General features: G+C 63.0%; 19 protein-coding genes and 2 pseudogenes. 11 read left to right on the forward strand and 10 right to left on the reverse strand.

The window, feature by feature from the left end; translation table 11 throughout:
* The first annotated feature begins 47 nt into the window (after nt 1-47).
* Complete coding sequence (locus tag ACQ4W7_RS12000; protein WP_426072510.1) at nt 48-542, forward strand: prolyl-tRNA synthetase associated domain-containing protein; 495 nt, start codon at nt 48-50, stop codon at nt 540-542.
* Between the two features lie 10 nt (nt 543-552).
* On the opposite strand, the gene ACQ4W7_RS12005 is transcribed toward ACQ4W7_RS12000, so the two are convergent.
* Nucleotides 553-1,788, reverse strand: a complete 1,236-nt coding sequence (locus tag ACQ4W7_RS12005) for an MFS transporter (protein WP_426072509.1) — start codon at nt 1,786-1,788, stop codon at nt 553-555.
* Between the two features lie 157 nt (nt 1,789-1,945).
* Here ACQ4W7_RS12005 and ACQ4W7_RS12010 point away from each other — a divergent pair, with 157 nt between their 5' ends.
* The gene (locus ACQ4W7_RS12010; RefSeq protein ID WP_426072508.1) at nt 1,946-2,563 is read left to right on the forward strand and encodes a TetR/AcrR family transcriptional regulator; all 618 of its coding nucleotides are present in this window, start codon (nt 1,946-1,948) and stop codon (nt 2,561-2,563) included.
* Nucleotides 2,564-2,566: 3 nt separating this feature from the next.
* Here ACQ4W7_RS12010 and ACQ4W7_RS12015 read toward each other — a convergent pair whose 3' ends face one another.
* A complete protein-coding gene (locus ACQ4W7_RS12015) occupies nt 2,567-3,037 on the reverse strand; it encodes a GNAT family N-acetyltransferase (protein WP_426072507.1) in 471 nt (156 codons plus the stop codon).
* 55 nt (nt 3,038-3,092) lie between these two features.
* Nucleotides 3,093-3,872: an XAC2610-related protein gene (locus ACQ4W7_RS12020; protein ID WP_436530705.1), complete on the reverse strand. Its 780-nt coding sequence runs from the start codon at nt 3,870-3,872 to the stop codon at nt 3,093-3,095.
* A 176-nt stretch (nt 3,873-4,048) separates the two neighbouring features.
* Between ACQ4W7_RS12020 and ACQ4W7_RS12025 the strand changes: the two are divergent.
* Nucleotides 4,049-4,213: pseudogene (locus tag ACQ4W7_RS12025) on the forward strand (hypothetical protein); the annotation flags it as partial.
* 159 nt (nt 4,214-4,372) lie between these two features.
* Here ACQ4W7_RS12025 and ACQ4W7_RS12030 read toward each other — a convergent pair.
* The 3 genes and pseudogenes from ACQ4W7_RS12030 to ACQ4W7_RS12040 all read right to left on the reverse strand — a co-directional run bounded on the left by ACQ4W7_RS12030 (nt 4,373) and on the right by ACQ4W7_RS12040 (nt 6,147).
* Entirely contained in the window at nt 4,373-5,362 is a 990-nt protein-coding gene (locus tag ACQ4W7_RS12030) for a ribonuclease Z (protein ID WP_426072505.1), read from the reverse strand.
* 189 nt (nt 5,363-5,551) lie between these two features.
* A pseudogene (locus tag ACQ4W7_RS12035) lies at nt 5,552-5,851 on the reverse strand (amidohydrolase family protein); the annotation flags it as partial.
* A 107-nt stretch (nt 5,852-5,958) separates the two neighbouring features.
* Nucleotides 5,959-6,147: a hypothetical protein gene (locus ACQ4W7_RS12040; RefSeq protein WP_436530708.1), complete on the reverse strand. Its 189-nt coding sequence runs from the start codon at nt 6,145-6,147 to the stop codon at nt 5,959-5,961.
* Between ACQ4W7_RS12040 and ACQ4W7_RS12045 the strand changes: the two genes are divergently transcribed.
* The 3 genes from ACQ4W7_RS12045 to msbA all read left to right on the forward strand — a co-directional run bounded on the left by ACQ4W7_RS12045 (nt 6,128) and on the right by msbA (nt 8,710).
* A complete protein-coding gene (locus tag ACQ4W7_RS12045) occupies nt 6,128-6,373 on the forward strand; it encodes a hypothetical protein (RefSeq protein WP_436530710.1) in 246 nt (81 codons plus the stop codon). The two genes, ACQ4W7_RS12040 and ACQ4W7_RS12045, sit on opposite strands and share 20 nt — an antisense overlap.
* Before the next feature lie 10 nt (nt 6,374-6,383).
* On the forward strand, nt 6,384-6,767 hold the full coding sequence (locus ACQ4W7_RS12050) for a hypothetical protein (protein ID WP_426072503.1): 384 nt from the start codon (nt 6,384-6,386) through the stop codon (nt 6,765-6,767).
* A 107-nt stretch (nt 6,768-6,874) separates the two neighbouring features.
* On the forward strand, nt 6,875-8,710 hold the full coding sequence (gene msbA, locus ACQ4W7_RS12055) for a lipid A export permease/ATP-binding protein MsbA (protein ID WP_436530712.1): 1,836 nt from the start codon (nt 6,875-6,877) through the stop codon (nt 8,708-8,710).
* On the opposite strand, the gene ACQ4W7_RS12060 is transcribed toward msbA, so the two are convergent.
* On the reverse strand, nt 8,707-9,114 hold the full coding sequence (locus tag ACQ4W7_RS12060) for a hypothetical protein (protein ID WP_436530714.1): 408 nt from the start codon (nt 9,112-9,114) through the stop codon (nt 8,707-8,709). The two genes, msbA and ACQ4W7_RS12060, sit on opposite strands and share 4 nt — an antisense overlap.
* Nucleotides 9,115-9,191: 77 nt before the next feature.
* On the opposite strand from ACQ4W7_RS12060, the gene ACQ4W7_RS12065 reads away from it, so the two are divergent.
* From ACQ4W7_RS12065 to ACQ4W7_RS12075, 3 genes are all read left to right on the forward strand, one after another.
* Entirely contained in the window at nt 9,192-10,325 is a 1,134-nt protein-coding gene (locus tag ACQ4W7_RS12065; protein WP_436530716.1) for a toxin-antitoxin system YwqK family antitoxin, read from the forward strand.
* Between the two features lie 26 nt (nt 10,326-10,351).
* Nucleotides 10,352-11,470: a toxin-antitoxin system YwqK family antitoxin gene (locus ACQ4W7_RS12070; RefSeq protein WP_436530718.1), complete on the forward strand. Its 1,119-nt coding sequence runs from the start codon at nt 10,352-10,354 to the stop codon at nt 11,468-11,470.
* Between the two features lie 132 nt (nt 11,471-11,602).
* Nucleotides 11,603-12,052: a MarR family winged helix-turn-helix transcriptional regulator gene (locus ACQ4W7_RS12075; RefSeq protein ID WP_436530720.1), complete on the forward strand. Its 450-nt coding sequence runs from the start codon at nt 11,603-11,605 to the stop codon at nt 12,050-12,052.
* A gap of 1 nt (nt 12,053) precedes the next feature.
* Here the strand turns inward: ACQ4W7_RS12075 and ACQ4W7_RS12080 are convergent, their stop codons facing one another.
* Together ACQ4W7_RS12080 and ACQ4W7_RS12085 are read right to left on the reverse strand one after the other, a co-directional pair.
* Nucleotides 12,054-13,388 (reverse strand): chloride channel protein, encoded by a 1,335-nt coding sequence (locus tag ACQ4W7_RS12080; protein ID WP_436530722.1) that lies wholly within the window; start codon nt 13,386-13,388, stop codon nt 12,054-12,056.
* A 98-nt stretch (nt 13,389-13,486) separates the two neighbouring features.
* Complete coding sequence (locus ACQ4W7_RS12085; protein WP_436530724.1) at nt 13,487-14,425, reverse strand: LysR family transcriptional regulator; 939 nt, start codon at nt 14,423-14,425, stop codon at nt 13,487-13,489.
* Between the two features lie 97 nt (nt 14,426-14,522).
* Between ACQ4W7_RS12085 and ACQ4W7_RS12090 the strand changes: the two genes are divergently transcribed.
* Nucleotides 14,523-15,536 (forward strand): zinc-binding alcohol dehydrogenase family protein, encoded by a 1,014-nt coding sequence (locus ACQ4W7_RS12090; RefSeq protein WP_436530726.1) that lies wholly within the window; start codon nt 14,523-14,525, stop codon nt 15,534-15,536.
* Here the strand turns inward: ACQ4W7_RS12090 and nhaR are convergent, their stop codons facing one another.
* Entirely contained in the window at nt 15,537-16,436 is a 900-nt protein-coding gene (gene nhaR, locus ACQ4W7_RS12095) for a transcriptional activator NhaR (protein ID WP_426072494.1), read from the reverse strand.
* A 158-nt stretch (nt 16,437-16,594) separates the two neighbouring features.
* Here nhaR and ACQ4W7_RS12100 point away from each other — a divergent pair, with 158 nt between their 5' ends.
* Entirely contained in the window at nt 16,595-17,557 is a 963-nt protein-coding gene (locus ACQ4W7_RS12100) for a TerC family protein (RefSeq protein WP_426072493.1), read from the forward strand.
* Nucleotides 17,558-17,621 lie beyond the last annotated feature (64 nt).

Here is a 17,621-nt window from a genome sequence, read left to right on the forward strand (position 1 = left end):
CAGCAACCACTTACAATCCCTCATCGCGTCCGAGCTGAGGAGTCAACATGCCCAACCCCCTGTCCCGCTGGCTGGCAAGCAGCGCCGGTGATGACACCTGGGTCGAACACCCGGCCGTGCATACCATCGCCGAAGCGCTGATCCATGTGCCAGCCATGCCCGGCCTGATGGTGAAAAACCTGTTCGTGCGCGACGAGAAGGGCCGCCGGCATTTTCTCGTCATCGTGCCTTTCGACAAGCGCATCGACCTGGCGGCGCTGGGGCGCTTGCTGCCGGCCAGAAAGTTGAGCATGGCTTCGCCCGAGCGCTTGCTGCAGCACCTGGGCATCACGCCCGGCTCCGTCAGCCTGTTTGCGCTGATCCACGACAGCGCGCAGGCGGTGGAACTGGTGCTGGACCAGGCTGTGTGGGAGGCCAGCCATCTACAAGCCCATCCGCTGCGCAACACGGCCACGGTGGCGCTGTCGCACGCTACCGTGCTCAGTTTCCTCGCGCACACGGGGCACGTGCCCCGCATCGTGATGGTGCCTGCGGCGGATTAAAAGCGTCGCCTCAATGCCCGGACACTGGCGCGCCGCCACTGCGCCGTCCCGGCCGGAATCCATGCGCGCTGGCCGACCAGGCGACCACGAATGCCAGCACGAGCAAAGCCACCATAGCCCACGGGAAGGCGCCCGCGCCCCAGGTTTCCAGCAAGGTGCCACCCACCACGCCCGCTGCCGCTATCGCGCCATTCCACGCCACTACATTCATCGACAAAGCCACGTCGGCGCCGCTGCCCGCCGTGTCGGCCAGCGCCGTTTGCAAGAGCGTTGCCGCGCCGCCGAAGGACAAGCCCCAGACGGCCATGCCCAGATAGATGACGGCAGGCAAGTGCGCCGCGATGCCCAGCACGAGTGCCGTCAGGGTGAAAGTAGCCAGGCTGGCCAGCACGGTGACGCGCAGGTGGCGCTCGACCAGTTTGCCCGTGATCCAGATGCCTGCCATGGCGGCAGCGCCGAAGACGAGCAGGACCAGGTCGATGCGTCCCGTCAATCCGGCCGGCGCCACAAACGGGGCGATGTAGGTGTAGAGAATGTTATGCGCCAGCATCCAGGCGATGACGACGGCCAGCACGGGGCGCACGCCCGGCGTGGTGAAGACGCGGCGCAGGGGCAGGCGCTCATGGACGGATTGGCCCGGGTAGTCCGGTACTTTTGCCAAGACCCAGGCGATGAGTGCCAGAGTCAGGGCGGAAATGATCCAGAACGCGGCGCGCCAGCCGACCAGGGATCCGAGCAAGGTGCCCAGCGGCACGCCCAGGGACAGGGCGACGGGCGCACCCACCATGGCCAGCGCCAGGGCGCGGCCTTGCTGGTGGGGCGCCACCATGCGCCGCGCGTAGCCGGCCAGCAAGCTCCACGCCAGCCCGGCCGCCATGCCGGCAAAGAAGCGGGCCGCCAGGGTCAGCCAGTAGTGGGACGACAGTGCCGTGACGGTATTGAACACGAGAAAGCCGATGATGGTCAGCAGCAGCACGTTGCGGCGGCGCCAGCCGCGCGTGGCGATGGTCAGGGGAATGGCTGCCAGCAAGGAGCCGAGCGCATAGGCCGTGACCATTTGCCCGGCCAGCGCGGCGCTGATGCCAAGGCCAGCACTGATCTGCGGCAACAAGCCGGCGGGCAAGGTTTCCGTAACGATACAGATAAAACCCGTCATGGCCAGGGCCAGCAGGCCGGAGATGGGGAGGCGATCGGCCAGCGCGGGGCTGGTTCCGGTAGTGATAGTGGCGTGATTCACGGCAAACATCCTTGTAAAGTGATCAGGCGCAGAAATGCTCCTGACCGTCATGGCGGTACATATGTATCGATCGGTATAAATATAGACGATGGCGCGCCCCGTTGTCAACAACTTCTGTATCGAGTAGTATGTAAGTGGCATATAAGGAGATGAGAAGGAGCGATGGATGGCGCAAATGGGACGGCCGCGCACGTTCGACCGGCAGGCAGCGGTCGAGCAGGCCATGTTTTTATTCTGGCAGCAGGGTTATGAATCGACGTCCTTGAGCCAGCTCAAGGCGAGCCTGGGCGGCGGCATTTCCGCGCCCAGCTTTTATGCGGCGTTCGGCTCGAAGGAAGCACTGTTCCGCGAAGCGGCGCAATGCTATCTGGATACCTTTGCGCGTGTGACGGAATGCCTGTGGGACGATGGCCTGGCACCGCGCGCGGCCATCGAGCTGGCATTGCGCCAGTCGGCCAGCATGCAGTCCGATGTGGGACATCCACCTGGCTGCATGGTGGCGCTCGGCTGCATGAGCGCGCCGACGGCCGAACATGCGGCCGTGGCCGCACCGCTCACGGCCTCGCGCACGCGCACGCGTGCCGGCTTCGTGCGCTGCGTCGAGCGGGGCATGGTCAGCGGCGAATTGCCCGATGGTACGGATGCAGCGGCGCTGGCCGCCGTCTTCGACAGCTTTTTATCGGGCGTGTCGATCCAGGCGCGCGATGGCGTTGGCTACGTCGTGTTTGACGCTGCCATTACGCAGATCCTGCGCGTGTGGGATGCCAACCGCGTGCCGGGCTAGACGCTAGGCCGTAAAGTGAAACTCCAGCACATCGTCGCCATATTTGTCCGTCTCTCCCGTCGCCGTCCAGCCCAGGTAGCGGTAAAAGCCATAGGAGCGTGAGGCGGGGTCGCTGGAGCAGCCCAGGAACAGCCGTTGATGGCCCTGTGCGCGCAGTTCCGTCATCACCAATTCCAGCATGGTCTTGCCGATACCGAGGCCTTCGAATTCCGGTAGCAGGGCCAGGACGATGATTTCTCCCGTGTCGCGCTCGCCAAAGCAGTAGCCGACCAGCTGGCCGTCGTGATGGCAGACCTGGCCGGGCAAGCTGCCTGAGCGCATCATCTCGGCCCAGGACTCGGCCGTAATGCCCACTTCCGCCAGGCGCTCTGCGGAAATGGCGTTTTGCCGCGTCTTGCCGCGCAATGCGATGAAGGCCGGGGTGTCTTCCGCCTTGGCGGCATGGAAAGTAATCGATGCTGGATGTGTCGTCATGTGTTGTATGGTTGCGATGGTGTCGGATCAACGGTGAGTAGAACTTGGATAAAGCTCATTCCCAGGGTTTGCGCATGATGTGCGCATGGCGCTGCCAGTCATAGGTTTTGGTGTTCTCTATTGCCTGCTGTCCGGGATTGCCGCTATCGATGATTTCATCCTTGACGATGAGCAAGTCATTCTTGTCATTCAAGCGATATTCCCGGTAGCGCTCACAATCCTGTTCGCGCCGTGCGATGGTGATTAATTTGTCAGCACGCCAGGCATAGCTGTCTTCATAAAAGCATTGCGCCGCGCAGCCGCAATTGGCGATGCCGCCTTCAATTCCTTGATCGGCTATGTTGATATCCAGATTCGGAATCGCTGATAATGGCTTGTTGAAACTGTATTGCTTCGCTGACGCATCCCACAGCCACACATCGGAACAGCGGATGCGCCCCTGGCTTTCCGTGTAGCCGGTGACCCACAGGTCGGCATGGCCGTCAAAATTCATGTCCAGCAGCAGCGCGTGCAAATTGCCCGTGCCGCTGCCGCTACAACTGCCAGGTATCCACTGCTTCCCGATTTTCAGTTGATACGTCTGTTTTTCATCGTGATTCGCATAACGGATATCGGCGGCTTGCCGCACTTTGCCTGTCGCGGCTTTGTCCAGCTGCAGCGTGCCGCCATAAGCCGAGGTGGAAATCAGGGATAAAAGCAGCGATAAAGACAAGACAGTCAGTTTCATGGAGATATTCTTGGGCAGGCATATTTGCGCAACGTCCAGATTGAATCGTGCGTGAATGATCATAACGCATGATTTGGGCAATGTGCCACACCGTTCCCTATCGTACATTCTGCGCGAAACAGTGCTGTGTACAATGCCCAAAAATACCCGAATAAGAAATCTTTATGCCATCTTCTCGCGACTCTTTTAATGAAGCGGGCATCCTCGCTTATAACGACGGTCATCACGCCGAGGCGTTCAAATAATTCGACGCGGCCGCACGCACTGGCGATCCGGCCGGTCAGCATTTGCTGGCCAGCCTGTATTACCAGGGCCATGTCGTGACGCAAGACTTGCCGAAAGCGGTGGAATTGTTCACGGCGGCCGCGCAAGCGGGCTTTCCACCCTCGCTGGCCAATCTGCCTCTGATGTATGCGAGCGGCAATGGCGTCGCGCAAGATATGGCGTAATCGCTCGTGTATGGGCGTCAGGCGGCCGAGGCCGGTTCCCTGTCGGCACAGAATGAATACGGCTGGTCAAGAACCGCGACCAGTTGCTGGAAATCCTCACGCCGTCATAGCAGCAAGCGGCGCGCACGCTGGCGGCCGACTATGCGGCGCAGTACGGCGTCAATCCCCACTAATGGGTTGTTGGTGGGATTTCGCCGGCAGCTTGGTCAGCACGCCGGCCGCATCGAGCTCATAGCTGTCGAAATCGCGTGCCAAAAACAGTTCACCCGAGTAATGCAGCCGCGCTTCCGCTTCCAGCTCGGCCATGCCGTCCGCATTGTGATAACGGGCGCTGAAGTGGGTGAGGATCAGATTCGGCAAGCGGACCGCTTCGGCAAACTGCGCCACGCGCTGTACGGAACTGTGCGTGGGGCCGGGGCCCACTTTCTGCAGCATCGCTTCCGTGTAGGTGGCTTCATGCACGAGCAGCTGCGCGTCCGCACAAGCGTCCGCCAGCAACGCTGGCGTGTCGTTGTCGCCGCCGATCACTACCGTGGCGCGTTGCGTTTTCACCTGGCGGAAAGTGGCGGCGCGCAATACCGTGCCATCATCCCGGATCGCATCCTGGCCCGCCTGCAAGAGTCCCCAGGCGGGACCGGGCGGCACGCCAGCCGCCTGCAGGGCGGCCTTGTCCAGTTTCCATCTGCTTGTTTCCAGCGCAAAACGATAAGCGACGCTGGGTGCGCGGTGCGACAGCGCATGGCGCTCGATGGTCAAGCCCGCCTCCTCATGCACGACTGGCGCGCTATCGACGTCGATGTGGATCAGCGGATATGTCAAGAACAGTTCCGTGTGCAGCAGGGTCGCGTCGATCCAGGCCTTGATGGCGGCCGGGGCGATCAGCAGCAAAGGCTTCTTGCGCCCCGTCATCGAGGCGCTGGCCAGCAAGCCCGGCAGTCCGTAGCTGTGGTCGCCATGCACGTGGGTGATGCAGATGCCCACCAGGTCGTGCACGGACAAGGGCAGGCGCTGCAGCCGATGCTGTGTGGCTTCGCCGCAATCGATCATCCACCAGTCGCGGTTGTGCGTGGTGTGCAGGGCCAGCGAGGTGACGTTGCGGTGGCGCGTGGGCACGCCGGAAGACGTGCCGAGAAAAGTCAGTTTGAACATGCGCGCATTATGCGGCAAGCCATCGCCGTTGCCAACGCGCCCGCCTTCAGCTTGCCATTGGTGTGCTCAATTTGTCCTTGTCGATGCTTACCGGGAAGGGCGAGTGCCGGCCGGACAGGGCCAGCAGTCGCCATTCTGTCCCGTCGCCTGCGCCGGCAGGGTCTAGGGATCGTAAAAGCGCGTGAGCTTGGCCAGCTGGCCATGCTCGATGCTGCGCACGCTTGCGCGGATGGCGCGCTGTATGCCTTTCGGCGTGTAGACGTGGGCCATCACATACGTGCCCCAGTCGGCGGCCGCTTCCATACCGGCGCGCAGTGCGCGTTCCGACTACTGGGTGCTGTCGAGCGGGTCGTACATCGACGCGACGCCGCCGCCCGCCAGCATCTTGATCTGCGTCGCGCCCAGCATCAGCTACTGGCGCACGCGACGCAATACCTGCGCCTCGCCATCGGCGATCATGGCCATGCCCGCCGTTTCCGCCATGCTCAACTGGGCCGTCGACGATGCTTTCATTGCCGCCGCGCCGGGAGAGTGGCTGCCGGCAACTTAATTATAGGAAACTATTGCCATTGAAAGCCCGCAGCGGCCGTGGCAAGTCAAGCGTGCACTTGCTTTATGGAAAAAAATGTAGCATCGGCTTGCCAGACGGTAAGCTTGTCCCGTGTTTCCTTCGACAGGGGGGGGGCGTCGCCGGCCGTGTCGTCGACAAAGCCGTCGCGGCGGCAAAAGCTGGCCAGCGGCATGCCAGCCTGGCGCGCGATGCGGATGGCTAGCGAGGCGGGCATTGTCGGTTTTTGCCGCGACATCACGGTGACCAAGGGCATGCTGCGGCAAATGTATGGCGTAGGCTATGATGGCGTCAGCAAAACAGACAGGCTGCTGGATTTTTCCGCGGCGCTGTTGTCGGCGATCTATTTTGTGTCCAGCATCGATGCTTTGCTGGCACCGGGTATTTCGCCGGCGGATCCCGGCCTAGGGGCGTCCCGGCAGTTCCCACTTATTTCTTTATAAGGAGTTTTCCATGCGTATTCGTCCCGCCACATTGCTGTCCACCCTGATACTCGGCAGCGTCGTCTTCAGCGCCTCCGCTTCCGCCGTCGGCCTGGGTTTCCTGGCCGATACGCCGATGGCTTACCTGAACAAGAACGACAAGCCCGTCTTCGTGAAGGCCGTCACCGACGTGCTCAATGACAAGAAAGATGGCGAAACTGTGCAATGGAGCAATGAAGGCTTGCGCAATTCCGTGCGTATTGCTGCCGAGATCACGGCCAGCGAGACGCAAAAGACGGATGCGCAAACCTGCCGCATGGTGCAGGTGGGCTTGAACGCCAAGGGCCAGGAACAGACTCTGAAGCTGAAAGTGTGCAAGGCTGGCAGTGCTGCGTGGAAAGTGGCAAAGAGCTGATAGTCCGTGCTTGTCCTTGCCGGTTCTGCACCGGCAAGGAACGACTTTCTCATAAGTAAGTGTTGCAGCGGTTAGAATCACGCTTTACCCTCACTTTTACCATTTGCATGCAGCAAAGTCGCCTCCTGTTTTTCCGCCTGGTCGGCCAGTTTCGCCGCTATGGCGCCATCGTTGCCGCCACTTTGCTGGCCGTGGGCGTGGCGTCCGCCACCGATGTGTTGTTAATCCGCCAGTTGCAAAATGTCGTCGACGCCATGCGCACGACGGCCAGCGCACAGGTGGCGCCCGCGTCCGGCGTGATGGGCATGCTGCAGGGCTGGGTCGACCGTTTCCTGCCGGCACAGGCAGGACAGGTGGACTTGTGGGTGATTCCCGTCACCATCCTGGGCCTGGCCGTGCTGCGCATGGTCTCCAGTTTTGCCGGCGATTACGGTTCCGTATGGCTATCGAGCCGGGTGCAGGCCGATTTGCGCGAAAAAATGTTCGCCACCATCATGCGCCTGCCCAGCCGCTTTTTCGATACCACCACCACCAGTTTGACGCAGTCGCGCGTGGCCTTCGACGCCAGCCAGGTATCACAGGCGGGCTTGAACGTGCTCAATGTGATGGTGCGCGATTCCGTCGCCACCATCGGCTACCTGATCTTGCTGTTCAGCATAGACGTGAAACTGGCCCTGTTCTGCATGGCCTCGATGCCCATCGTGGCCATCGTCGTGACCCTGGCGGGACGTCGCATGCGCCACTTGAGCAAGAGTTCGCAGCAAGCCGTGGGTGAACTGACGTCCGTGCTGGACGAAAGCATAGCCGGCCAACGCGTGGTGAAAATTTTCAGCGGGCAAGATTATGAACAGGCGCGCTTCGTCGACGTGGTCAAGCGCAACCGCCAGCTGGCCGTCAAGCATGCGGCCACCTCGGCCATGAATTCCGGCTTCATCATGATGCTCGTCGGCATTACCCTGTCCTCCGTGATTTACTTTGCCATGCTGCGCGCGCAAAGCGGCGCCATCACGCCGGGCGCCTTCGTCGCCTTCATGGGTGCGCTGATGGCGATGCAGTCGCCGATCAAGAATTTGACGAAAATCAATGAACCGCTGCAGCGGGGCCTGGCGGCGGCAGAGTCCGTCTTCGGCTTGATCGATACGCCGCTGGAACCGGACCCTGGCAGCATCGCCCCGGCCACGGTGCAGGGCAATCTATCCTTGCAAAACGTCCAATTCCGCTACAACAGCGACGATCCCGATGCGCCCACGGCCTTGAGCGATATCACGCTCGATATCCGCGCCGGCGAAACGGTGGCCCTGGTAGGCGGCTCCGGCGGCGGCAAGACGACCTTGCTGGGCTTGCTGCCGCGCTTCTATGACGTCAGCGGCGGCCAGATTTTGCTCGACGGCGTGGACGTGCGCGATTACTCCTTGCTGGCCCTGCGGCGCCAGTTCGCCCTAGTCAGTCAGGATGTGATTTTGTTCAACGACACCATGGCGGCGAATATCGCATACGGCGACCCGGCCCCGGACCAGGACAGAATCGAAGCGTCGGCGCGCGCCGCCTATGCCCACGATTTCATCATGCAACTGCCGCAAGGCTACGCAACGCAGGCGGGACAGAACGGTTCGCGCCTGTCGGGCGGGCAACGCCAGCGCCTGGCGATTGCGCGCGCCCTGTACAAGGATGCGCCCATCCTGCTGCTGGACGAAGCCACCAGCGCGCTGGACACGGAGTCGGAGCGACAGGTGCAGGCGGCGCTGGAAGTGCTGATGCGCAACCGCACCACCATCGTCATCGCTCACAGGTTATCCACCATCGAAAGCGCCGACCGCATCGTCGTCATGCAGGGCGGGCGCCTGGTGGAGTCGGGCAGCCATGCAGCCTTGCTGCAGCAGGGCGGCGCGTATGCGCGCTTGCATGCGAGCCAGTTGTCACCCGTCAAGGATGGCGCGGCTTAGAAAACGTGCATTTCCTGTAAGACCAGCCGGGCGCCCAGCGCCGTGCCTTCCACGCGAAACGTGGCGGTCAGGTCGGACCAGGCGCCGTTCAGGGGCAGGGCGTGGCGCGCCTCGGCAAGCGCCGCGCCGCCATCCTGGCACTCAGGGCGTTCGACGCAGCGTTCGTGCGCCGCGCCGCTGGCCTGTGCCGCCGGCGTGACGCGATACACGCTGCCATCCGCATACGCTTCCGGCGAACCATAACCTTCGATCACGGCGCGCAGCAGCGCCGGCGTCCAGCCGTAATACGCGTCGTGCGCCGTGCGCGCATGGGCGCACGCGTAATCGCCGCGCGCCAGGTCGGCGATCCAGGCATCGATGATGGCCAGTATCTGGGTGTCGCTGGGGGCGGCTGGCAAGTGCATGGATTTCTTTCGTGACAGGGGAAAGCGTTGCTTTCCATTATGATGGCAGCCGCACCATAACATTGCAACGGAACACAATGCACACACCACAGACGACGCGCGTGGCACTGGCAGCCCTGCTGGGCATGGCCCTGGCTTTGCCGCTGGCGGCACAGGAACAGCCAGCGGGGTCAACGCCAACGTCAACGCCAACGCTACAGGAGGAAGACCAGACCATGTATCTGGATGAAAATTTCATGCCGAGCAACCAGCGCCATGCCGCGTATGCGTTGCGTACGCCGCCCGTGCGCGACGAGGCGTTGGGCGCCTGGCATGTACGGCTCGAATTTCCCGATACGTCGGGCGTGCTGGCCTTTGAAACCTATGCCACGGACCTCGACCTGAGCCAGGTCAAGTTCGTGCGTTTTCGCAAGTATTACTACGAGAATGGCCAGCTGCTGCGCGACACCTACTTCAATGCCCAAGGCGAGGAGCTGCTCGGCGGCTGCGTGTACTTCGAGAATGGCCAGGTCAAGCAGCGGGTGACCGCGTTGCCGAACGGGCGCGACAGTATCTCGGAAACGTATCACGAGAATGGTCAGTTGGCGTACAAGACGCTGTATCACGACGACGAGATGGCCGATGGCGAGCATGTGTCGTTTGACGCGAATGGGGCCGTCAGCAGCCGCTCGTATCGACGCAATGGCAAGATGGATGGCGTGCAGGAATCGTTGTATGCCGGTGGCAAGCTGCATCGCTGGGGACGGTTCGTCGATGGTAAGCGCGAGGGCGAGTTTGTCAGGTATGCCCAGGACGGCAGCGTGCTGGCCAAGACCGTGTGGGTGCACGACCAGCCCGACGGTTGGTCGTTTGAAAGCCATGACAATGGCGTCCTGTCAAACAAGACGCTGTACAAGAAAGGTGCCGAGCTCAGCTTGCAAACGTGGGGGCCGAATGGCCGGCCCATCTTTGCTTGGCAGAAAGACGCACAGGGGCGCGACCATGGCGATACGACGGACTGGCATGCAAACGGCGTGCGCGCCAGCGTGATTCCGTTTGTCCACGGCCAGCGCCACGGCTTGCTACAGACTTGGTACAGCGACGGCAGCCTGCGGCAGATCGTGCCGTACGAACACGGCAAGAAGCACGGCATCGAGCGCCAATGGGACCAGGCCGGCAAGCCGGTGCTGGAACAGGCGTGGCAGGATGGCCAGCCCGTGGCGGCGAAGTAAGGGATCGCATGCCATATCGACAGACCATGCGGAGAGTGCGCCTGGCGCTGCTGGCGGCGCTCATGACGGCCCTGCCGTTGGCGGCGCAGGCACAGGAGCAACAGCAGGCTCCGGCACCGGAGCGGCAGCCAGCGCAGGACAAGAGCATCTACCTGGACGAAGACTATGCGGCGAGCGACGTGCGCCATGCCGTATATGCGTTGCGTACGCCGCCCGTGTGCGACGCGGCGTTGGGCGCCTGGCATGTACGGCTCGAATTTCCCGATACGCCGGGCGTGCTGGCCTTTGAAACCTATGCCACCGACCCCGATTTGCGCCAGGCCAGCTTCGTCCACCTGCGCAAGTGGTATTACCCGAATGGACAGCTGGCCCGCGATGAGAGGCTGGACGCCAAGGGCAATGTGCTGACCGGCGGCGCGTCATTCTATGCAAACGGGCAAGTCAAGCAGCGCGTGACCCTGCTGCCGACCGGGCGCGACAGCATCTCCGAGAATTACCATGAAAATGGCCAGCTGATGAACCGCATCCGCTACCACGGCAAGCAGATGGCCGATGGCGAGTACGTGTCATACGGGCCGAATGGCAAGATGAGCAGCCACGCCTTCCTGAAAGGCGGCAAGATGCATGGCTTGCAGGAAGTGTTTTACGCCGATGGCAAGCTGTTTCAGCGCAGTCATTTTATCCATGACAAGCAGGATGGCGAGTTCCTCACCCTGGCCGAGGATGGCAAGGTGCTCGCGCGCAAGGTCTGGGTGGATGGCGAAGCCGATGGCTGGTCGTTTGAAAGCCACGACAATGGCCAACTGGCGCAAAAAGCCCTGTACCGCAAGGGCAAGTTGCTCAGCATGCAAAAGTGGGGCAGCAACGGCAAGCCGTCGATCGCCTGGCAACAGGATGTGCAGGGGCGCGAGCAGGGCGATGTGACGGAATGGTATGACAATGGCGTGCGCGCCAAGGTCACCCCCATGCGCGATGGCCAGCGCCATGGCTTGCTGCAAGTCTGGGCCAGCGACGGCAGCCTGCTGCAGTTAGTGCCGTATGAGCAGGGCAAGAAGCAGGGTATCGAGCGCCGCTGGGACAAGCGGGGCAAACAGGTGTGGCAGAAAGCTTGGCAGGCCGGAGCGCCATTGCCTGCCGGGCTATAGGCTCTAGGGGCGCATCCGCCTTTGCAGGTATCATGTACGGATTCCGGCCCGCCAGCAGGCGCGAAGCCGGCAGGATAACTGGAGGCAATGGTGGTAGATGCGGAAGTTTCGGCGATGGCCAGGGCGCAAGGCATGGCCTTGCAAAACATGCGCGTCGTCATGCGCGCGGCGCAGCGGCACTCGGCACAGATCGAGAAACAATGTGGCGTGTCGGGCGCGCAATTGTGGGTGATGCAGGAGTTGCTGGAGCGGCCAGGCTTGCGCATGGGCGAGCTGGCCAGCAAGATGTCCATCCACCAGACGACGGCCAGCAACCTGGTTGATGCGCTGGTGAAAAAAGTCTATGTGCGCAAGGCGCGCGACCAACCCGACCAGCGCGTGGTTACCCTGACCCTGACGGTGGAAGGGCAGGCCGTGATCGCCGGCGCGCCGCAGCCGGCGCGCGGCTTGCTGCCCAGCGCGCTGAGCCAGCTCGATGCCGACAGCCTGGCGCACCTGAACCAGGGCTTGAACGCCTTGCTGGCCGTGGTCGCGCCCGATGACAGGCAGGCGGGCATGCAGCCGTTTCCGTTTACGATGTAGTTTACGATGTAGTGTCCCGGCTGGCCTGCGGCAGCCGTTGCAGCTGCAACTGCGCCAGCGCCCCGTACAGCGGTTCGCTGAGTACGCGCGAGACCGTGCTGGCCACCACGGCGCACGCCATCAGGCTCAGCACCATGCCGTGGCCATCAACCATTTCCATGACAATAATAAAAGCCGTCAGCGGCGCCTGCGTGGCGGCGGCCAGGAAGCCCACCATGCCCAGTGCGATCAGGGCGGGCGCGTGCGGATAGTGCAGCAGTTGCGCAATGTCATGCCCGATGCCGGCGCCGATGGCCAGCGAGGGCGCGAAGATGCCGGCCGGCACGCCCGACCAGACGGTCAGCCAGGTCGCTACATATTTGAAGGCAACAAAGGCAGGGGCCGCTTCGGACGAGCCTTCCAGCATGGCGCGCGTGGCCACAGTGCCGCTGCCGAACGTGGCGCCATGGCTGGCGATGCCGATGGCCGCCACCAGCAGACCGCAGACGGCGGCGAACAGCACGGGCCGGCCTCTTCTCCACGCGGACAGTTTGCCCAGCGGATTGCCCCGGGCGGAGGCCAGCAGCAGCCTGGCGAACAGGCCGCCGGCCACGCCCGCCACCAGCGTCACTAGCAAACCTGGCAAGGCCAGCGCCAGGCCGATGGGGCCGGGATGGATGATGCCGAAGTGGGTGGCGTTGCCGTGAATGGAGACGGCCATCACGCCGGCCAGCACGATGCCGGCGACGATCAGGCCGCTGTTGCGCTGCTCCGGCGAGCGAGAGAGTTCCTCGATGGCAAACATGACGCCCGCCAGCGGCGTGTTGAAGGCGGCCGCGATGCCGGCTGCGCCGCCGGCCACCAGCAGCGAATGGGCGCTCACCTGCGAGTGGCGCGGCAGCCAGCGGCGCGCGGCCAGCATCACGCCGGCGGCGATTTGCACGGACGGGCCTTCGCGTCCCAGCGACAATCCGCCCAGCAAGCCGCCCGCCGTCAAGCCTATCTTCGCGGCACTCAGTTTCAGGGAGACAAACAAGGAGCGCTGTTCGGGTGCCACGGCCGGGTCCAAGGTGGCCATCACTTGCGGGATGCCGGAACCGGCCGCGCCCATCGCATAGCGGCGCGTCAGCCAGACTAGCAGGGCGGCGCAGGCGGGCGTCCACAGCAGCGCGAACCACCAGGCCTTGCCGTTAAAAAAGAGAAACAAGTCCAGCGCTTCCTCCGCCAGCCACGTAAAGCCGACGACGACGAGGCCCGCGATGGCGGCCATGCCGACGACGACGGCGCGCGACCACCACAGGCGCGGGTTGGCAAATTCATGCTTGAAGGCAGAGGGAATATCGTGCAAGTGCTTCATTGCGGCAAATCCAGGGTAGGGCGCGCAAGGCGTCGGGGAGGCTTGCCATTATAAAGACATATTTGTCCAAATGTATTTCGTTGCATCTTACACCTGACTTATTTGTGGGTAAGAGGCTTGTGGGCAAGAGGCGACAGAATGGCCGCCTTGGCCAGGAAATCGACGAGGGCGCGCACTTTCGGCGCCAGGTGCGGCCCGGACGGCCATAGCAGCCAGCAACCGTGGGCCGGATGGTCGGCGATGGCGTAGTCCATCAGCACCTCGATCAGGCTGCCATCAGCGATGGCGCTGCGCACATGAAAGTCGGGCAGCCAGGCGATGCCCAGCCCTTGCCGGGCGAAGTGCAGGCGCGCTTCCACGTTGTTGCAGATCATGGACTGCGGCAAGTCCGGCGCCGCCTCGCCATCGTCCTGGCGCAGCTGCCACTGTTCGATCTTGCCGCTGTGGCGGAAACGGTAGTGCAGGCAAGCATGGTGTTGCAGCTCAAGGGGGTGGCTAGGCGTGCCGTGGCGCGCCAGATAGGCGGGCGAGGCCACCAGGCAGGAGCGGAACTGGCCCAGCTTGCGGGCCGCCAGGCGCGAATCGCGGGGCGCTCCGATGCGGATGACGGCGTCGAAGCCATCGCCGACGACATCGGTCAGCGCATCGGAAAAGTCCAGGTCGAGGGCGATGGCGGGGTGTAGTTGGGCGAAATCGGCCAGCGCGGGCAGGAACAGGCCGCCCAGTTCCGGCAAGCCCAGGCGCAGACGCCCGTGCGGCGCCAGATGGCCCGCCAGTTCATCCTGCGCCGCTTGCATTTCGGCCAGGATGGTCTTGCTGCGCGCGAGGAAGAGCTTGCCCTCCGCCGTCAAGCTCAATTGGCGCGTGCTGCGCTGGAACAGGCGCGCGCCCAGCCGCTGCTCCAGCCGCGCCAGGCTCTTGCTGACGGCCGATGGCGAAATGCCGGCCTGGCGCGCGGCGGCAACAAAGCTGCCCGCTTGCGCCAATTGCACGAACAGGGCCACGCCGGAGAGATTATCTGTTTCCTGGTTTTGCATGATTCATGGCAGTTTGGTCAGTAGTGAAACGCATTGAAGCATATTTTTCTTTATCGCGTGGCTGCTTACCATGGACTTTTATCTGTAGGGGTAGGCAATGAAGATGATCGGATTCAGGAAGGGCAGCAGCGTGGACGACGAGGATGGCCTGTTCGACATGACGGGGGCGATGCCGGTGCCCGGCCCGCGCGAGGTGCTGGTGCAAGTGCGCGCCGTGGGCGTCAACCCGCTTGACACCAAGGTGCGTGCGGGGCGGGTAGAAGTGCCGGAGCGTGTCGTGACCTTGGGCTGGGACGCGGCCGGCATCGTGCATGCCGTGGGCAGCGAAGTGACCCTGCTGGCGCCTGGGCAAGCCGTGTATTACGCGGGCTCGTTCGACCGCGCGGGCGCGAATGCCGAATACCACCTGGTCGATGAGCGCATCGCCGCGCGCATGCCGGCGACGCTGGATTTTGCGCAGGCGGCCGGCGTGCCGCTGGCGGCGCTGACGGCGTGGCAGCTGCTGTTCGAGCGTTTTGCCATCACGCCCGGCGACACGCAGCCGCGGGGCAGCCTGCTGGTGCTCGGTGGCGCGGGCGGCGTTGGCTCGATGCTGATCCAGCTGGCGCGTCAGTTGACGGGGCTGACGGTGATCGCCACGGCCTCGCGCGGCGACAGCATGGAGTGGTGCCGCACCATGGGTGCGCATCACGTGATCGACCATACGCTGCCCATGCCGGAACAGGTGGTAGCATTGAAACTGGCGCCCGTGCGCCACATCGCCGCCCTGTCGCACACGGCGCGACACTTTGCGGCATTGACGCAGATCATCGCGCCGCACGGCAAGCTGGCCGTCATCGACGACCACGATGCTTTCGACGCGGCGCCGCTGAAAGGCAAGAGCGTGTCGCTGCACTGGGAAATGGTGTTTACGCGGCCCCTGTACGCCACCGACGATATGCAGGAACAGCAGCGCATCCTGACCCGTGTGGCGGCGTTGCTGGACGAGGGCGTTCTGCGCCACACTGTGCGGCAGCGTTTGTCGCCCTTCAATGCAGCCACCGTGTTGCGCGCGCATGCGCTGCTGGAGCGGGGCGGGCAGCCGGGGAAAATCGTCGTCAGCGGCTGGTAGCTACACGAACAGCTCGTGCCGCGCGCTCTGGCTGATGGCGATGGTGGCCGGGTGGCTCAAACGCCGTTCCGTGGTGATTGCATACACTTGCTCGACCAGGCTGTCGACCCGGCCCAGTGCCACCACGGCATATTGCTCGCAGACCTGGGGCGCGATGACGGTGGGCGCAAAGAACAGGCCCGCGCCGGACTGGCCGAAGGCCTTCATCATGGCGCTGTCGTCAAACTCGCCGACGATGCGCGGGTGCAGATGGTTGTCGCCGAGCCATTGCAGCAAGCGCCCGTAGATGGCGAAGTCTTCGCCCGGCAGAAGCAGCGGCGCGCCATCCAGGCATTGCGGGAAGCCCCCGGTCAGCGTGGCGGCCAGGGTAGGCGTGCCGAACAGGGTCATGCCGCTCTCACCCAGTAAATGGTTAAAGCCGCGCACGCTCAAGTGGGCCGGCATGGGGCGGTCCGCCATGATCAGGTCCAGCCGGTGCACGGCCAGGTCCGCCAACAGGCTGGCCAGCCGGCCTTCACGGCAAATGATGCGCAGCGGCTCGGCCAGGCCCAGTGCCGGCGCGACCAGGCGGCAGGCGATCAGTTTTGACACGGAATCGGCGCAGCCCACGCGAAAGGTCGTTGTCGCCGTGCGCGACTGGTCGCGCACGATTTCCAGCAATGCATCGCCCGTGCTGAAAATGCTTTCGGCATGGCTGAGGATGCGCCGGCCCGTATCCGTCAATTCCAACTGGCGCCCGCTGCGGCGGAACAATTCCACGCCCAGGGTTTCGGCAAAGTCGCTGAGCTGGCCGGAAATCGATTGCGGCGTCAGGTGCAGCTGTTCGGCCGCGCGGGCGATGCTGCCCGTCTTGGCCACCATCCAGAAATAGCGCAAGTGCTTGAAGTTGAGTGTCGACATGGTTTTCCCGGAAAATAAATACATCGAATTTTTCGATGTATTCGTAAATTATATTCGATTTGTTCGATGTTTGGATTGAGACTATGATGGCTGCTCAATTCATGCAAGGAGAGTGTCATGGGCATCAGGATACAAACAGACAGTTGCGGAGGCCGCCGATGAACGGCCTGGAAAGCATTGCGACGGCACCCATGTGGGCCGGCTTCATCGTATTCGTCCTGTTCATGCTGGCGCTGGACCTGTTCGTCTTCGGCGGCAACAAGGCGCACAAGGTGGGCGTCAAGGAAGCGGCAACGTGGTCGCTGGTGTGGGTCAGCCTGGCCCTGCTGTTCAACGGCGGCCTGTGGTGGTATCTGAACGGCACGGCCGGTCCCGAGATCGCCAACCAGAAGGCGCTGGAATTTTTCTCCGGCTACCTGATCGAGAAAGCGCTGTCCGTCGATAACGTGTTCGTCTTCCTGCTGATCTTCAGCGCCTTCCAGGTGCCGATCCAGTACCAGCGCCGGGTCCTGATTTACGGCGTGCTGGGCGCGATCGTCATGCGTGCCGTGATGATACTGGCCGGTGCCTGGGTGGTGAGCGAGTTCAGCTGGGTGCTGTACCTGTTTGGCGCCTTCCTGTTAATTACCGGCATGCGCATGCTGGTGGCGGCCGATGCGGAGCCGGACGTGGCGAACAACCCGGTGCTGCGTTTTGCCCGCCGCCACCTGCGGGTGGCCGACGGCGACCATGGTGAGCGTTTCTTCGTGGCCAAGGGCGGTTTGCGCTATGTCACGCCGCTGTTCCTGGTGCTGATCCTGATTGAGGTGACGGACCTGATCTTCGCGGTCGATTCGATCCCGGCGATTTTCGCCATCACGACGGACCCGTTCATCGTCTTTACGTCGAACCTGTTCGCCATCATGGGCTTGCGTGCCCTGTACTTCCTGCTGGTGGATGTGGCTGACCGTTTCCACATGCTCAAGTATGGCCTGGCGATGGTGCTGGTGTTCATCGGCGCCAAGATGCTGATCATGCCGTGGTACCACGTGCCGGTGGAAGCGTCGTTGCTGGTGGTGGCAGTCCTGATCGTGGCTAGTTGCGTGGCGAGCGTGTTCATCACCCGCAGCGACAAGAAATAAACAGCGAATTTAACAGCGATATGGCGCGCCCCGCAGGGCGGTGGCGCGCTTTTTAAACTCACAA

Origin of the sequence: Janthinobacterium algoris (genome assembly GCF_051380935.1) — a bacterium.
In the GTDB taxonomy this organism is placed as follows: Bacteria; Pseudomonadota; Gammaproteobacteria; order Burkholderiales; family Burkholderiaceae_D; genus Janthinobacterium.

Bases quoted from the DNA above. Each gene is read 5' to 3' on its own strand.
- ACQ4W7_RS12050 (WP_426072503.1), top strand. From the start codon at position 6,384: ATGCGTATTCGTCCCGCCACATTGCTGTCCACCCTGATACTCGGCAGC.
- ACQ4W7_RS12100 (WP_426072493.1), top strand. From the start codon at position 16,595: ATGAACGGCCTGGAAAGCATTGCGACGGCACCCATGTGGGCCGGCTTC.
- ACQ4W7_RS12080 (WP_436530722.1), bottom strand. From the start codon at position 13,388: ATGAAGCACTTGCACGATATTCCCTCTGCCTTCAAGCATGAATTTGCC.
- ACQ4W7_RS12065 (WP_436530716.1), top strand. From the start codon at position 9,192: ATGCACACACCACAGACGACGCGCGTGGCACTGGCAGCCCTGCTGGGC.
- ACQ4W7_RS12045 (WP_436530710.1), top strand. From the start codon at position 6,128: ATGGCTAGCGAGGCGGGCATTGTCGGTTTTTGCCGCGACATCACGGTG.
- ACQ4W7_RS12070 (WP_436530718.1), top strand. From the start codon at position 10,352: ATGCGGAGAGTGCGCCTGGCGCTGCTGGCGGCGCTCATGACGGCCCTG.
- ACQ4W7_RS12015 (WP_426072507.1), bottom strand. From the start codon at position 3,037: ATGACGACACATCCAGCATCGATTACTTTCCATGCCGCCAAGGCGGAA.
- ACQ4W7_RS12010 (WP_426072508.1), top strand. From the start codon at position 1,946: ATGGCGCAAATGGGACGGCCGCGCACGTTCGACCGGCAGGCAGCGGTC.
- ACQ4W7_RS12060 (WP_436530714.1), bottom strand. From the start codon at position 9,114: ATGCACTTGCCAGCCGCCCCCAGCGACACCCAGATACTGGCCATCATC.
- ACQ4W7_RS12005 (WP_426072509.1), bottom strand. From the start codon at position 1,788: ATGTTTGCCGTGAATCACGCCACTATCACTACCGGAACCAGCCCCGCG.
- ACQ4W7_RS12085 (WP_436530724.1), bottom strand. From the start codon at position 14,425: ATGCAAAACCAGGAAACAGATAATCTCTCCGGCGTGGCCCTGTTCGTG.
- ACQ4W7_RS12020 (WP_436530705.1), bottom strand. From the start codon at position 3,872: ATGTACGATAGGGAACGGTGTGGCACATTGCCCAAATCATGCGTTATG.
- ACQ4W7_RS12000 (WP_426072510.1), top strand. From the start codon at position 48: ATGCCCAACCCCCTGTCCCGCTGGCTGGCAAGCAGCGCCGGTGATGAC.
- ACQ4W7_RS12075 (WP_436530720.1), top strand. From the start codon at position 11,603: ATGGCCTTGCAAAACATGCGCGTCGTCATGCGCGCGGCGCAGCGGCAC.
- ACQ4W7_RS12040 (WP_436530708.1), bottom strand. From the start codon at position 6,147: ATGCCCGCCTCGCTAGCCATCCGCATCGCGCGCCAGGCTGGCATGCCG.
- msbA (WP_436530712.1), top strand. From the start codon at position 6,875: ATGCAGCAAAGTCGCCTCCTGTTTTTCCGCCTGGTCGGCCAGTTTCGC.
- ACQ4W7_RS12030 (WP_426072505.1), bottom strand. From the start codon at position 5,362: ATGTTCAAACTGACTTTTCTCGGCACGTCTTCCGGCGTGCCCACGCGC.
- nhaR (WP_426072494.1), bottom strand. From the start codon at position 16,436: ATGTCGACACTCAACTTCAAGCACTTGCGCTATTTCTGGATGGTGGCC.
- ACQ4W7_RS12090 (WP_436530726.1), top strand. From the start codon at position 14,523: ATGAAGATGATCGGATTCAGGAAGGGCAGCAGCGTGGACGACGAGGAT.